This is a genomic window from Vibrio sp. TMPB1044 (assembly GCF_030442075.1).
Taxonomy (GTDB): domain Bacteria; phylum Pseudomonadota; class Gammaproteobacteria; order Enterobacterales; family Vibrionaceae; genus Vibrio; species Vibrio satsumensis.
Genome location: NZ_JAUJED010000019.1, coordinates 69,845 through 85,134, shown reverse-complemented (window position 1 = coordinate 85,134; position 15,290 = coordinate 69,845). Strand labels below are relative to the sequence as shown.

Annotated in this window: 11 protein-coding genes; 1 reads left to right on the top strand and 10 read right to left on the bottom strand. The window is 44.7% G+C overall.

Annotation, left to right across the window (positions count from 1 at the left end):
* From QQ041_RS12330 to QQ041_RS12285, 10 genes are all read right to left on the bottom strand, one after another.
* Entirely contained in the window at positions 1 to 876 is an 876-nt protein-coding gene (locus tag QQ041_RS12330; RefSeq protein WP_146491290.1) for a carbohydrate ABC transporter permease, read from the bottom strand.
* A gap of 22 nt (positions 877 to 898) precedes the next feature.
* Positions 899 to 2,146, bottom strand: coding sequence for an extracellular solute-binding protein (locus QQ041_RS12325; protein ID WP_285954046.1), 1,248 nt, complete (start codon positions 2,144 to 2,146; stop codon positions 899 to 901).
* A gap of 7 nt (positions 2,147 to 2,153) precedes the next feature.
* On the bottom strand, positions 2,154 to 3,143 hold the full coding sequence (locus tag QQ041_RS12320; protein WP_146491292.1) for a LacI family DNA-binding transcriptional regulator: 990 nt from the start codon (positions 3,141 to 3,143) through the stop codon (positions 2,154 to 2,156).
* Positions 3,144 to 3,238: 95 nt separating this feature from the next.
* A complete protein-coding gene (locus QQ041_RS12315) occupies positions 3,239 to 6,610 on the bottom strand; it encodes a cellobiose phosphorylase (protein WP_285954045.1) in 3,372 nt (1,123 codons plus the stop codon).
* Between the two features lie 17 nt (positions 6,611 to 6,627).
* Complete coding sequence (locus tag QQ041_RS12310; protein ID WP_285954044.1) at positions 6,628 to 7,752, bottom strand: ABC transporter ATP-binding protein; 1,125 nt, start codon at positions 7,750 to 7,752, stop codon at positions 6,628 to 6,630.
* A 155-nt stretch (positions 7,753 to 7,907) separates the two neighbouring features.
* Positions 7,908 to 8,888, bottom strand: a complete 981-nt coding sequence (locus tag QQ041_RS12305) for a hypothetical protein (protein ID WP_146491295.1) — start codon at positions 8,886 to 8,888, stop codon at positions 7,908 to 7,910.
* Positions 8,889 to 8,903: 15 nt separating this feature from the next.
* Positions 8,904 to 10,241, bottom strand: coding sequence for a hypothetical protein (locus tag QQ041_RS12300; RefSeq protein WP_186728056.1), 1,338 nt, complete (start codon positions 10,239 to 10,241; stop codon positions 8,904 to 8,906).
* A 407-nt stretch (positions 10,242 to 10,648) separates the two neighbouring features.
* Positions 10,649 to 11,860, bottom strand: coding sequence for an OFA family MFS transporter (locus QQ041_RS12295; RefSeq protein WP_285954043.1), 1,212 nt, complete (start codon positions 11,858 to 11,860; stop codon positions 10,649 to 10,651).
* Between the two features lie 22 nt (positions 11,861 to 11,882).
* Positions 11,883 to 12,929, bottom strand: coding sequence for an alcohol dehydrogenase catalytic domain-containing protein (locus tag QQ041_RS12290; RefSeq protein ID WP_008222112.1), 1,047 nt, complete (start codon positions 12,927 to 12,929; stop codon positions 11,883 to 11,885).
* Positions 12,930 to 13,334: 405 nt separating this feature from the next.
* Complete coding sequence (locus QQ041_RS12285; RefSeq protein ID WP_285954042.1) at positions 13,335 to 14,651, bottom strand: MipA/OmpV family protein; 1,317 nt, start codon at positions 14,649 to 14,651, stop codon at positions 13,335 to 13,337.
* An 81-nt stretch (positions 14,652 to 14,732) separates the two neighbouring features.
* On the opposite strand from QQ041_RS12285, the gene QQ041_RS12280 reads away from it, so the two are divergent.
* Positions 14,733 to 15,278: a hypothetical protein gene (locus QQ041_RS12280; RefSeq protein ID WP_285954041.1), complete on the top strand. Its 546-nt coding sequence runs from the start codon at positions 14,733 to 14,735 to the stop codon at positions 15,276 to 15,278.
* Positions 15,279 to 15,290: the final 12 nt, after the last annotated feature.

Here is a 15,290-nt window from a genome sequence, read left to right as displayed (position 1 = left end):
TTAGTCTTCCTTACTGGTGATTTTTAACTGCATCATCGTCAGCAGGTAAATTACGCAAGCGAGCATTAAGCCAATGGTTGAAGCTTCACCCATCTTCATCTGCTCAAAACCGGTTTGGTAGAGATAAAGCACAGGGGTCAGCGCCGATTGATAAGGGCCACCGTTTAAATCAAAGTTCATGAACACTTCGATAAACATCTGCAGGCCGTTGATGATGTTCATTGTCATCACAAACACGATCTGTGGCATGATCATCGGCAGAGTGATTTTCTTAGTCTTACGCCACCACGACGCGCCATCAATATCAGCAGCTTCGAACAAAGATTTATCGATACTCGCGATACCACCTAGAAAGATGATCATCTGCACACCGAACCACTTCCATGCACTGAACACTGCAATCACAGGCATTGGTAACCACTCTTCAAACTTCCAGAACACCGGCTCTGAAAGAAGATTCGCCCCCACCATAGTGCTTTGAATTGGACCTGAAGGACCTGATACGAAGTCGAAAATGATCATCGCCACAGTGATAGAGGTCACTACTGGAATGAACATGATGGTGCGGAACATGCTCGACAAGAATTTGATCTCATTGAGCAGTAAGGCCAAACCCAGTCCAATCACGAAGCTCAACGACACGAAGATGACTTGGTTAAACACGACATTGAACAATGACTTCCAAAACAAGAAGTCCGTCACCACTGTAATCCAATTGGTTAAACCGATGAACTTAGTGTTCTCCGGCATGAGGATATTGACGCTTAGAAAGCTACTCTCAAATGACAAGAAAAACGGGTAAATCAAAAAGACCGCGAAGTACACAATCCATGGTGCAAGGAACAGGTAGCCGGTTATGAGGTTATCTTTTTTCATAGTTTCACTTAGACCTATCACACTATTCGTTAATGAGTTTTTCAGCTTGTTTCGCCGCCGCTTCTACCGCTTCCTCAGCGGAAACATCTTGCTTAACCACGGCTTTGGAATACTGCTCTAGAATGACTCCAGCCATGTCTGCTGACAGCGCAAAAGGTTCATTCAGTTTTGCGTTTGGTAGTTGCTCAACAAATGGTTTGGCTTCTGATGTGTTGTAGTAAGGTCGGTCTTTTAGCGAGATCAGCGTTGGCAGTTGTCCTAGCGCCACATTCGCTTTGTGGTTAAACTCATCTTCCATCATCAGCTCTAAGAACGCCCACGACAGCTGCTCTTTCTCGACGCTATTTTTGAAGATCATTAGCGCGCGACCATCCAGTGTAGAATATGAGGTGTCGCCTTTGTTCAGCGTCGGAATCGGTGCTAATCCAACATCTTCTCCCACCACCATCGGCTTACCAGCCGCTTCAGTTAAGTTTGCTTTCCAGCCAAAGCCAAACTGTGGCCACATACCAATGGTGCGTGAGAAGAAGTTCTTCTCCATGGTCAGTGGAGCATACTGCTGCGCCTTCGCCATGGTTTCAAAGAACAGCGCTAGGTTCGCTTCTTCTCTATCGAAGTTAGGGTTGGTACCGAAACGATTAAGCAAGCCGTATTGGCCGTCGTTGAAGTTGTAGTACATCTGAGCCAGCATGCTCCAGTACCAGCTACCCCAAGACAGTGCTTCGTTCCAGAATACGGTGCCGTACACTGGGCTGCCATCTGCTCTTGGAGGCAGTTGGCTGATCTTTTCTGCCGCGTGTAAAAATTCGTCCCAGGTTTGAGGTGGGTCCTCTGGATCTAAACCCGCTTCAATGAACAGCTCTTTGTTGTAGAGCATCAGCGTCGTTGTTGCATTCCAAGGGATGTAGTAGTTTCGACCGTAATTTTTCTGCATGAATACAGGATCGATCCTGTCCTCCATCGCATTGAACCCTTCGAACTGCTCTAAGTAAGCGAGCTTACCCATCTTGGCGTATTTCGCGGGTTGGTAACCAAACACACCTGCATATAGGTTTGGCACATCGCCTGCTGCCATGCGGGTTTCCAGGTTTTCATCGTTTGATACGACTACATCTACGTTTGGATATCTTTTTTTGAACTCAGGAACTAACTCAGAACGGACAAAGTCCATGTAGTTACCCACTGGGGTCATGACTTCGATACGGGTATTATCTGCGAGTGACACTTGCGAACTCAGCGCAAGCACACATCCAATCAACCACTTTTTCATAACTATCCTACAGAGTTTCACGTAAAATTAATGACGTTGGCAAAATCGTTAATGCTTGTGAGTCTTTAGCTTTTTCATCAAGCGCATTGATAAGCGTTGATGCTGCAAGCTCCCCCATCCCCTCTTTCTCATGGGTAACGGTCGTTAAACTCGGAATCATTAACTCTGCCATTCTTATATTGTCGAAACCGACGAGCTTCATTTCGCTCGGGATGTCTATTTCAAAACGCTTCGCTGCGCGAATTATGCCGATCGCCATTTCATCATTGGCCGCAAATACCGCGTCGGGCCTGCGCCCCTGTTCCAATAACTCCTTCATCTGCTTGTAAGCGGTCTTTTCTGTGAAATCGCTTTTAATCAAATGATGGTTTTTAACTGGTATATTGAAATAGCCCAAAGCTGAGATGTAGCCATCCAGTCGCTTCTTGCTATCGTATGAGTCTTCAGGCCCAGTGAAGAAGTAGATGTCTTTGCAGCCCTTAAGCACCAACTCTTTGGTTGCACTGAATGCGCCACCAAAGTTGTCGATAAGGATGTTATAGATACCGGGAGCACTTATTTCTCGGTCTAGAACCACCATAGGGAAATCTGGGCCTGCGACCGACTTTAGAAACTCGGTATCAAATGAATTGGTTAAAACCACCGCGCCATCAACAACTCGATCTCGAATATACTTGTGAGCCGTAGAGTCTTCATTGCCATACATGCTACAAGCCACGACATCATAGCCACGCTGGTGACAGACCTTCTCGATACCTTTGACAAGCTCGCTGTAAATCGGGCCAAACCAATTGTTTAAAAACAGGCCGATGGCGTAGCTACGACGCTGCTTTAACTGCTTAGCATTGGTGTTAGCGACATAATTCATCTCGTGAGCAATATTGAGAACATGCTGGCGCGTCTTTTCACTGACGCGATTGCAGTCATTCATTGCGTACGAAACGGTTGCGATGGAGACATTCGCTTTTTTAGCTACGTCTTTAATAGTCACTTTCATTTCACTTATTTCCTTTAAGAGCCCAGCTCTTCACACCTTGCATTTTTCTCATACTCAGCCTTTGGGTTGGGCCCATCGCTGAGCCCAACAGATTATTAAAGGGAGATATGAAGGGTGTTTTCTTCACTACTCAATCTCTGAAGTAACCATTCGCGTGAGATCTTCGCACCACCAGAGCGGTAGCGGTTCTCAGTCAGTTCGAATGGCACCGTTTCACTGTTTATCGAGATAGCTTTTGGTGTGTGTGAACCTTCAACCAAGTCGATAACCAAGGTCACTGGCTTCTCATCAAGCTCGAACTGGATCTTCGTTTGACCAACTCGCGGAGAGATAACCGGGTCAAGAATGAGATCGTTGTGCGCGAATCGAACACCAAATACGTTAGAGATAAGTTGGTTCACGTAGATACCTGGGCCACTTGAGTAAATTCTCCAGCCGCCTTTCACTGCAACTTCACCGTTCTTCACTTGGTCAAAGTTGTCGTATGCCGTTGGTCTGTCGTTAAACTTCGCATCTGAACTTGAGAAGTACGCGTTCGACTGACGAAGCTCAGCATTTGGCACGTGGTCTTGAATACCCACTGGAATAATTTTGTACAGGTTGTCGAATACCGCTTCCGCATCGCCCAACTTACATAGCGCTTCGATGAATCGAATATGAGCGTGACAGTATTGAAGGCCTACCTCGCGTCCAAGGTTGGCTGCCAGTTCTGCGCGCTTAAAGTAGCTCTGCTTGCCTGCTTTGTACTCGGCCATTTTGTCCATCAATCGAACACCGTCAGGGTGCACAAGGTTCTGCTTGATGATGTCCATGTGAGAACTTGCCATTTCTGGATCAAACACTTCTGAAATGATTGAGCGGCTTGCTGGCAATAGTCGGTAGTTGATGCCCGTTTTTTGATCCGATGGATGCAGCAAGTGTTCGATTTGCTTAACACTCCCCTCGTCATCGCGATCAAAATGGATAAAGCCTGCAATCACGCCATCTTTAATCAAGTAATGGTGGTAATCGCTTTCCATCTTGTCGGCCAACTCCATCAAAGAAGCAGCGTAGTCTTGATGTTCACTGCCTTGAAGGGCTTGGTACATACCTTTAAGCGTTTGCAGCGTGAGTGGAATTGTCCAACCACTCACCATGTTCTCACGCAGTGATTGATTCGCTGGTTGTAGCGTATCGTCCCAGTCGCCATCACCGTAGCAAGAGAGCGATGTGCCCGGTACGAGGTTATCAAGCATATGCTGAACTTGAGTTTGTACATGGTGCATTAAAGTGAAGCGGCTTTCGCTCTTTACAAAGCCTTCTTCTGCTAGCGTGTATGGCAGTTCAACATCCAGAATACTGATGTCGCCCGTCGTATTTAGGTAGTCAGCTAAAGCTTTGAGCGGCCATACTACGATGTCACCGTGCGCTTCTTCTTGTTGGATAGTCGCATACTGATCGAACATGAACCATTGAGGCCAAGTGCCCGTTTCTTGATACTGGTGGCTGTAGATCTCTTCTAGTAACGCTTTTGCCTTTGCGTATTCCTGCATCGACATAAACAGTTCGAATGGGCCTTGAGACACATCACGCGTACCCCATGCTGCACCTGAGTATTGCTCTAAGCCGTGTGGTGTTGAGTAGTGAACTAAAGCGTTGTGAGTGAACCAGTTCAGACACGTATTGATGCGCTGGCTATTTCCATTGTCTTCACTGAAATCAACATTGAAGCCTTTGGTCAGCGACTGAATACCTTTTTGGTATTGCTCGCGTTCCGCCTCAAACGCGATAAATTGTGCGGTAGTGTCTAGCGCGCCCGTCTTACCACCAATCGCGATAGAGCAATAGCTTTCAAGAGAACCGTTCAGTACCAAGTACTCCACTGAATCAGACTCCGCACGTCCGATCGTTTCCGCGGTTACGTCCATGCCTGACACTGCAAGACCATAGCTCAGCTGCGGCATGAATTGATCAATCAATTCATTTTTGCCTGTCACTGTGAACAATTCGCCATCTCTTGCAATCTCAACACTGCCTTCGCCTTCGTTATTACCGAAAACAAGTTGGTGTGACATTTTGATTGAAAGCGGAGCCTCAATTCCGTGCTTAGTGATATCTAGCTGGATGATTGGGCTTTGCGCACTTGAGAACGAAACGATCTCTAGGTAGCCGCCAAGTAGTTTATAGATCCAACGCGAATAATTTTGGCCAGTTTCGTAAGCCGAAGGCATGCCCAATACGCGGTAGGTTCCTTCCACTTCAACCCATACCCTTTGCCCTGCATGAGTGAATTGGTTTAACGGGTTTCGACACACACCCAATAGTTTATTGAATGAGGTATTGCCAAGCGTCAGCTGTGAGTTGAAAACACCGCCGATATAATGTGTCGAGCTCATGATAGCTTGCTGGTAATCTTGATTATTACCCGACGCAATCACATGACCTGTCATACGCTCTAGATGCTTCTCTTTTTCTGGCAGCGTCACGTATTTGTTGTCGCCGTAGAAGAATGAAAGCAGTTCACCGTCTTTAACGTCTGCGAACGTTTGATCATCACCGAAGAACTCTGTGATCTCTTTCTTGCTCAGCGTTTCGCCCTGCAGGTACTCGCCTTTAGGTTGGTGTACACAAGATAAAGGCTCGCGTTCCATCTCTTCAGATAATGTTAGTTGAGCGTGCTTAGCTGTAATCTCTTCCAGTTCAATAGGCTCGCCCGAATTTGATTTCGGGAAATCCACAGTGACAACGCCGTAGAAAACCACTTCCTTAGACGAGTCTGCTGCAAGCGTGACTTCTTCAGTTTGAAGCGCGATGTAGCCCATCTCATATTGATATTTTTTGTTTTCAAGTTGAGGTGCGTTCAATGCTACGGCCTCACCGGTTAACTTGAACTCTTTACCAAAGAACTGGAAACCATCGGTGCTGTAGCCAACGACAGGTGAAAGAGAACCCAATTGAATGCGCGGGTTGCCTGAAGATTGAGGCAAATTCTGACGGCTACAAACCACATAACCCATTTGATTTTCAAAGATTTGATGGTCAAGGTACTGAGAGCAGTACAGTTCATTGGTTTTAACTGCGCCTTCATCCGCAAGGCCAACATCTTGACCGTAAATCAAGTCATACGTCAGTGGCTGTGAAGAGAGGTTGGTAATGCTCACATCATAGAAAAACGTATGGTCAGCCGTTTTAATCGACACAACGGCTTCAAAGTCTTCCGTTGTTGTTACCCACTGTAATGAACCATCGCTCTGCTTAAACGTTTCAATCTTGTTATTAAAAAAAAGCAGTGGTGTGACATTTAATTTACCTTCGCCTTTAACACGAAGAAATACATTCGAGATAGCCATTTCTGAGTCAGGCGTATCGAACAAAGACACCATTAAACGATCACTGCGAATTGCGCCTAGTACGCCATCTGCGTTGAATGTGAGGTTCAGGCTTTCGTTGCCAACGCTCATTTGTGATCCAGGTTGAATGTGGTGCATAAAGCTTTACTCCAAACTTATTTTGATTCTGTGTAGTGGATATTTTCTTGAGAAGCGTCATCAAAGACGTGGCATTTCTCGACTTGAAGTTGAATGTGACAATGAGTGCCGACCTCAGGTGTTTGCTCGGTATCGAGTAATTTGCAAACCACCGGTTTATCGAAGATGGTAACGTGTAAGTAGACTTCTGACCCTAACTCTTCTTTCGCCTCAACTTTTGCCGGTAGCGTGTTTTGATTCGCTTGATTAGAGACCGACAAGTGCTCAGGGCGAATACCAAGGTGAACACGGTGCCCTACCCACTCTTTCGCTTTTTCTTGATGTGCTTGCGACAATTCGATGGTGTGCTCATTGAGTTGAACGCACACTTTACCGCTTTGATCCAATAGAGTGCCTTCAAGCATATTCATGGCTGGGGAGCCAATAAACTCAGCAACAAACTTGTTTTTAGGGTTGTGGTACACATTCATCGGCGTATCGACTTGCATGATGCGACCTTGGTTAAGAATGCAGACGCGGTCTCCCATGGTCATCGCTTCAACCTGATCGTGGGTTACATAGATCATGGTTGCAGGCTTGCCTGATTCTTGAAGTTGGCTGTGCAGACGAATAATTCGGCGACGCATCGACACACGCAATTTTGCATCTAGATTAGATAGCGGTTCATCGAATAAGAACACATCCGGGTTACGTACCATTGCGCGTCCTAAGGCTACACGTTGGCGCTGACCACCTGACATCTGCTTTGGCTTTCTATCGAGCAGGTCGGTGATTTCAAGAAGCTCAGCGGCTTTGGCGACACGCTCTTTGATTTCGGCTTTCGATTTCTTTGCCGTTTCCAAACCAAATGCTAGGTTTTCGTATGCGGTCATGTGGGGGTACAGAGCGTAATTCTGGAATACCATTGCGATGCCACGGTCTTTTGGCGGCAGGTCATTACACTCTCGGTCACCAATCACAATCTGCCCATCGGTAATGCTTTCCAAGCCCGCGACCATTCTCAGCATCGTGGATTTAGCACAGCCCGATGGACCAACAAGCACCATGAATTCACCATCTTTGATGTCTAAACTCACATCGTGAATAGCGTGGAAGCCGTTGTCATAGACTTTGTTTACATTTTGTAGCGTTACTTTCGCCATGATTCTGCATTCCTATTTATAAATGCGTTCACTATTTAGGTCACACCTTCCTTCGCGGTATATCCAAACAATAGTGCAAGTGGTTAAGTGTGGGATTATCAAATTTGCGCCTTTTTGTGGCTAATCAGTAATCCCACGGTAACTAAAGTTGCTTATTAGAACTTCCAAACAATCCCGACTTTGGAGAACCATACCAATTGGTCCCCAGTCCAAGGTGCCGTATCTGCGTGGCGATCTTTAACCTGAATATCAGCCAAGAAGGAAAAATGTTCATTGATTGGAAGATCCGTGTATAGCGCATAAACATCATAGTCATAATGGTCGCGATTACTTGGATCTGAACCCATATCTAACGTACCTCTTTCATAACGCAGCTCTAAGTAATTGCCGTTATCAAAGTTAAATTGTACTAAAGGCTTAACGGCAAACTCGACATAGTTGAAGTCGTTATGCTCTTCAACATAGATGACCTTTGCACCGATATTGATGCCGTTATCTAAGCGGTAAAGGTACAAAGGCTCAGACTCAATGAACGCTCCACGGCTGCCCGGACCTTGCCTTTCATCTTTGTAGCCAAGCTCTGCACTTAAGTGTAAGAAGTGACGGCCAAAGCTTAGGTCAATGCCCGGTTTTGCCATATACTTGTCGTAGTGCCATTCGCCAATTGTTTTTTCATATGACAACATCAGGTTGTAAGCAACATTGTCATTTTGACGCCAGTAAAAACTTGGAATCAGCTCGGAATAATTACTCAATCCAGTACTTTCACCACCTCGGCTATGGTGTATTTCTTTAAATACGTAACCCATGCTGAAGTTATCAGTCACACGGGTAAAACCATCAGCGTAGATATAGTGAAGAAGCTCTTCATTGGGTTGGTTTTCGTTGTCAATATGCTCGTACTCGATACCCGTTAGTGCACGAGTTCTCGGGGCTGCATTACTGCTTTGTGCTGATTCGGTACTTAAAATAAGGTCCCTATACTCATGATCACTCCATAATCCAACTTCTGTTTCTATTTCAGCTTGTTCTTCTGTTACAGGTTCATCAGCATTGGCTGTCAGAGGAATAGCTAGCGCTAACAAAGGAACGAAGCTTGTTAGTTTTATTGCGTTCACTGCTTTTTCAAAGTTCACGGTTCATTCCTCTGTCTATTTATTATTTGGTTCAAAGGTTTCATACATATCAACAATGGCGGCGTAGTAATTTTTGCTTTCTAGGTACTTACGCACATCTTGGTTGATAGCCGGTGAAAGGAAGGCGCCGACAAACATACCTTGGTCTAGAGACAGAATTTTCGTCGAGGTTTCACCTTTGCCGTTTATCGCGTCATACCAGCCATATGGCGTTTCAAGTTGTGGGTAGTAGTCGATCACTGTGTTCAACAGTTTTACGGCTTCAAATGGATTCACCATGTAAGAAAGCGCTAGCGCATGAGGTGTACCGGTATCACCACCAGCGATATCAGTATTGTTAAAACGAACTTTAGATTCTGATAGCTCTGGGACACCGAATGCCGCATAACCATCGTCAACCGTTGCTGCGGACGACACGAAAGGAATTTGATGCTTGATAGCGTGGTACTTTTGGATCTCTGTCATATCTTCGATCATCGAGAAATCTGGGATCAATGAGCGTTCTTCCAACCAAATCATCGAAAGCATGCCTTGGAAATACGCACCATCCCAAGTCAGCATCGGAGAGTATTTCTTGCCATCTAGGTAGTAATCTTGCGTGTATAACTCCATGTTGTTAAACGCAGTTTTTGGCACTGTGTTTTCTGAGTCTTGAGTGATCAGGTGAGCCCAGATTGGCGCGAGTCGGCTTTCATTGGCTTTACGATCAATATGGTAAGTCAGTGGCGCTTGCTTGGTTGTTGACCAGCCCGAGTAAAGTAGCCCGCGGCTCTCATCATAGAGTTCGGCCCAGCCGTCGGTTTGGCTGTTAAGAATAGATTCAACCTTAGCGATGACTTGCTTTTCATCGGCTTGTTTTGAATCCAGATAAGCACCCGCCACACCCGCAAGAGCAAAGGCTAGGTTGGCGTTATCTACCGCAGGAACGATGCCATCTTTATTCGGTTTAAGTTGATCACCCTCGATGTCATAAGGCCAGTAAAATAGTCCTTTCCAAGTCGGAGCACTTGCTAGCGCATCCAAGGTTTCATTAATACGCACTAACGCATCGGCATTGCCATTTTTGTGTGCTTCAACCAGTACGTTTAGGTAAAGACCAATCTCTGTAGTATTGACGTAATACGCGTGTTCAATCTGGCCATCTTTATCGACAAAAATCGTGTCGTATGGAACTTTGGCTTTTTGATCTACACCTACGCCATCAACAAAGAAGTCCAAATTTCTCTGTAAATGTTCTTCAAACCCTACCGGGTAGAGTTGCGGGTTAACGGTAAGTTCAGTGATAGTGACATCAGCGAACGCAGACATGCTAGCCATAAGGGTACAGGTGGCTAAAAGGCTTTTTTTTATCATTTCTCGTATCGACCTTTGTGTATAAACGTTTCACAACGGATATTCCCATCTGAGTAACATTGTCAGCAATGTGGTCATTTACCTTTTGTGATTATGGGATTGTCAGATCGAAACTTACCGCTTAAACCTTTAAGCATTTAAGCTGAAACATGTGAGAGGACTAGCATGTTCTAGCCAGTCTCACAGAATGAACAAGTAGCGAATTACATGGATATGAAGAGGCGGCAACTAGGAAGAGAGTGAACGAACATGGCTAATACATCGCGAGCGATTCACTCCGGTGACAGTATTCTTACCACGTGAACAGAGTATAAAAAATGTTGGCTTAGATTGCCCAAGCCAACATTAGGTGAAAACACGTTACTGGTAGAGACTTTGAAGGCAATAAGGCTTCACTGGTCTCGTGTTTAGTATTCCAGATTAACTTCGTCTTTTAATAGCACAGACTTATCAACGGGTTTCATTAAGTAATTCATTACGGTAATCGAAACCAAAAGCGCAGCGTAAGCCAAATAGGTGTTTTCAGCCGTCCCCGCTACCGAGGCGAGTATTCCTCCGAAGAACCCTGACACACCCCATGCTGAATAGAGTATTCCAAAGTTGGTTCCGTACGTCTTCAAACCATAATCCACCGCTGTTACTGGAGGGAAAACACCGAATAACGCACCATAAGACATAGCGCCTGCGAAGATCCCGATCATGAGAGGAATCGTGGTTTCAATGGTTGTAAAAAACACCATATTGACCGCTTGCAACATGAATATTAAGCCCAGAGTATGAACGCGCCCTATCCTGTCGAATACAACGCCGCCAATGACTCGCCCTGCGGTATTAAAAATCGCTAATAAAATGATACCCAACGCAATTTCTTCAGCGGTTAATCCTATCGATTTACTGACGTTGCCAATAGAGCCGATAAGCATGATGCCTGCTGCTGATGACACCATGAACATTAACCATATCTGGTAAAATTGTGGTGTTTTCAGCATATCTAGCCACTGGATGTTTATGTCTGATCCATATCCTGCAGCCTTTCCTCCGGGAATTTCTGAAACATATCCTTTGGGTGGATTCACCAACAGTGACGCCATCGGGATCATGAAGAGTAGACCGACACCAAGGATCTTGAACGTATCTAAGATGCCATGGTGTTCGATGAGAACGGTCGATAACGGAGCCAAATACAGTGCCGCCATCGCAAACCCACCAGCGGTTAAGCCACTAACCAACCCTTTTCTGTTCTCTGGCCACCACTTCATGGTGCATGGGCCTATACAGGCATAGGCAAAACCCATCCCCGCACCGACCATGCACCCAAAGGTAACCTGCAATTCCGCTAATGTTGAGGCATAACCGGACGCTAAAAGCCCCGCCCCGACAAGAAACACACCAAGTATTGTGACCTTCCTTGGTCCTATTTTGTCTTGCCATACCCCAGCCAAAAATAGACTTACCGAAAATGCGAACACGGAAGTCTGATAAGGCCCATCTACGTCCTTAGGATCAACACCTAGCGCCTCAGCCAAAGGTTCACTGAAAACGCCCCATACATATAGGATACCGATCGATAGGTTCACGATTAAACCTATCACGAGTATTTTAAATGGTTTACTAATCAAGCTAACCTCAACAATTCGCTGTTTATGAACAATCGTTAGAAATGATGACTTTCAACGACTTGTGGTCTGAAGCATGGATAAATGTTGAATAAGCTTCTTCTGACTCTGTTAAATTAAACTGGTGACTAATCAGTTTTTGAGGTTCCAAATAACCCGCTCTAATTTGCTTGATTAACATTGGCGTTGTGTTGGTATGAACCATGCCAGCTGTCATAGTGAAGTTTCGTTTCCACATGTCTTCTAGGTTAATCGTTGCAGATTTTCCGTGAACACCAAGTACTGCAATATTGCCCCCTGGACACACCAACTTCTGAGACATATCCCAACCAGCAGGAATACCGATAGCTTCAATCACCACATCCACACCCACATCGTCGGTCATATCGAGGATTTGCTGCACGGCACTACCATCTGAGTTATCGATAGCATGAGTCGCGCCTAGCTCTTTAGCCACTTGCAGTCGATGAGGGTTAGTATCGATTGCATAGATTTCGCTTGGAGTGAAGAACTTAGAGGTCATTAGGGCCGCAAGGCCAACAGGTCCACAACCAATAACGGCAACGGAGCAACCCGGCTGAACCTGCCCATCTAATACACCCACTTCGTAACCTGTTGGAAAAATGTCGCTCAATAGAACCAGAGAGTCTGTATCGATGTCATCAGGAACAAGGTGCAGACTTGTATCACCATAAGGAACTCGAACGTATTCCGCTTGGCAGCCATCAATTTCATTACCAAGTAGCCAGCCACCATCTAAACATTGACCAAATTTAGACACTTGACACATTTTGCAGCTACCACATGAAGTAATACATGACACGATCACGCGATCGCCTGGCTTAAACTTACTCACCAACTCACCGCACTCTTCAACGATACCAACCCCTTCATGGCCCATGATTGTGCCTGGCTTAAATGTCGCAACGTTGTTTCTTAATATATGTAAATCCGTACCACAAATTGTGGTTTTCTCGATTCTTACGATGACATCGCTTTGCTTCTCAATTGTAGGGATTGGACGTTCTTCCAATTTCGCGCTGTCTTTTCCATCAAATACATATGCTTTCATTATTCTTCCTAGCTGACGTTGTTGTTATATAAATTCGAGCTCATCATATAGAGGCAATTAAATAATTAACGTGACCAGCACAGCAATTAACAATCGATTAACAGATAACAAACACAGTTAGAGCATCATAAAAATCCAGGATGGCAACATAATATAAGTCATTGTAAATAATATAAAAAAGTTAACGAATAATGAAAGAAAGTTAAATAATCAAATAGTAGTAAAATCCAAAAAGCAGGCAGGAAATATTAGATAATCAGAATAAACCCATATATTAGATTTCAGTTAAAGTGACTTTCGAATAATTGATTAGCAGTGGCAAATAGTGATTATCTCTGTTTTCTTTGATAATAAAAAAATGCCGCTCATTGAGAGCAGCATTTTTTATATTGTCGAAATAATGGTTTAGAACTCGTATTGGAAGTAAACCGTGTTGTAGTTACTGCCACCTTTGATACGTCCAAACTGGGACGCATTTTCGAAGATCGCCGAGCGGTGATGCAATGAGTAACCAAACCATAAATTGTTGAGGTCATTCTTGCCGATAAGGTCACCGACATTCACATCAAATGAGAAGTCCAAGTAGTTTAACAAGTGACTTGCCGTGTAGCCCTTACGATCCATTTCAGAACCTTCGATGTAAGTAATCGAATCTATATAAGACATACCCTCTGCAACACCGAATCGCCACTGCGTTGGCCAGTTAAAGGTGTAGTACGCTTTAATCGCAATGATGTATTCCGTACTACTGGATTGAACCTCTGAACTCCAATGGTGAGCGATACCTGGCGTTAAGTAGATATCCAACGGCAAGCCAAAGATCTCATCAGTTAAAGGGTGGCCATAAAAGAATGATGTAAGTTGGTTATTGTACTCGTCTTTCTCGGTGTTGAATTTCATGATGTCGCCGATATTCGACGGCGTTGCCCAACCGTGCGCGACTCGTAAATAAGGTGCGTTACTTAACTTAGGCTTAGGCGCTTTTGTTTTGTCGTTGAAGAAACCAAAACCAAGGTAAAGCTCGCCTTGGTAACGATCTTCGATAATAGAAGAGTCATAAGCGTTATCATCCAGTCGAGTCACACTGGTTGAACCCAATAAGTACAAGTTCGAAATCACATGGTAACGGGCTTCTACACCAACATTCAGATCAACACCTGCACCAATGGTTTCATTACCAGCTGAGTAATACTCGCTGTTGAAATAAGCGCTTTTATAACGAAGTGTCGCGCTTGGGTAAAATTCCCAGTCTCCGGTTTCATACTTAGCTTTCGCTCGTAAGTTACCGTGAAGGTTAAATTCACTGTCACTCATTAATTCCGTCTCGACAGACCAAGGGCCATCAAGTTGGTAACTCAGTTGAGCACCAAAATCCGCAGTGTCACCTTCAATTGCATTCTGTTCAGAAGCCGGGATATCAATAAAACGCATGCGAGAGATAGCATTAAAAGACCATTTCTCGTCATCGGTTTGATAGAGGTAGGCTCCCATCTCAGTACCATCAATAAACACATAGTCGTTCTTGAAAAATAGCATTGGAACAAAAGAGCTAACCGTTTGGTCCCCACCTGACGTGTCGTAAGGAATACTGGCGGTACGAAACATCGCCGCAATCCCCCACTCTTGCTCTTCAGTAGCCCACGCCACGCTGTTCGCTAGAAAAGCGTTACTTAGTAGAATTGTCCCATACGAGATGAGCTTCGGTGAAAATTTGCGCTTCATTCTTGTTTAATTACTCTTTGTAATAAGTTTTGTGGTACTGGTTAGACATTTATTGACTATTCTAGCCAACAATTTTTAGGTTTGATCGAGATTGACCGTTACAATAAAGAATATTCTCGGTTAAATGAAAGTATTGTGAAAGTCTCAGAATTACAAAACATTATAGACCACTTACCCAAAGATTCCGATCCAGATATTGTTATGGGTGAAGCGTGGCTACCCGAACGCTTGGTGAATACTAACCTAGACGGCGACATGCTATTCCTTGAATTTGATAATGCCCCTGAAGACAATCAAGGGGATGAAGAAGGCCGCGGTTTTGTTGAACACGAAATCGCGATGATTCGTGAAAAACTGGAGCAGGTGTTAGACGACACATCCGATACCAAGACAAAAGCCGATGCCTTATTGGCAATATTTCTAATGGGCCATGAACTTTCTAGCTCGGAAGTTATCGAAATACTTGAAGCAACTGAGTCTGAAGCAAGAAAGTCTGAGTTATCGGAGCTTGAAATAAGCAAGCCTCAAACAACAGAATTCGAAGTAATTGAACCTGAAATGCCAGAACTGAAAACATCGGTTTTCGACGCGCATGAAGCGGAAATAAAAGAACACCACGACGACTAGCCACCAACGATT

What these genes read in the sequence shown, in the direction of transcription:
- QQ041_RS12330 (WP_146491290.1), bottom strand. Translation starts at nt 876, where the DNA reads ATGAAAAAAGATAACCTCATAACCGGCTACCTGTTCCTTGCACCATGG.
- QQ041_RS12325 (WP_285954046.1), bottom strand. Translation starts at nt 2,146, where the DNA reads ATGAAAAAGTGGTTGATTGGATGTGTGCTTGCGCTGAGTTCGCAAGTG.
- QQ041_RS12320 (WP_146491292.1), bottom strand. Translation starts at nt 3,143, where the DNA reads ATGAAAGTGACTATTAAAGACGTAGCTAAAAAAGCGAATGTCTCCATC.
- QQ041_RS12315 (WP_285954045.1), bottom strand. Translation starts at nt 6,610, where the DNA reads ATGCACCACATTCAACCTGGATCACAAATGAGCGTTGGCAACGAAAGC.
- QQ041_RS12310 (WP_285954044.1), bottom strand. Translation starts at nt 7,752, where the DNA reads ATGGCGAAAGTAACGCTACAAAATGTAAACAAAGTCTATGACAACGGC.
- QQ041_RS12300 (WP_186728056.1), bottom strand. Translation starts at nt 10,241, where the DNA reads ATGATAAAAAAAAGCCTTTTAGCCACCTGTACCCTTATGGCTAGCATG.
- QQ041_RS12290 (WP_008222112.1), bottom strand. Translation starts at nt 12,929, where the DNA reads ATGAAAGCATATGTATTTGATGGAAAAGACAGCGCGAAATTGGAAGAA.
- QQ041_RS12285 (WP_285954042.1), bottom strand. Translation starts at nt 14,651, where the DNA reads ATGAAGCGCAAATTTTCACCGAAGCTCATCTCGTATGGGACAATTCTA.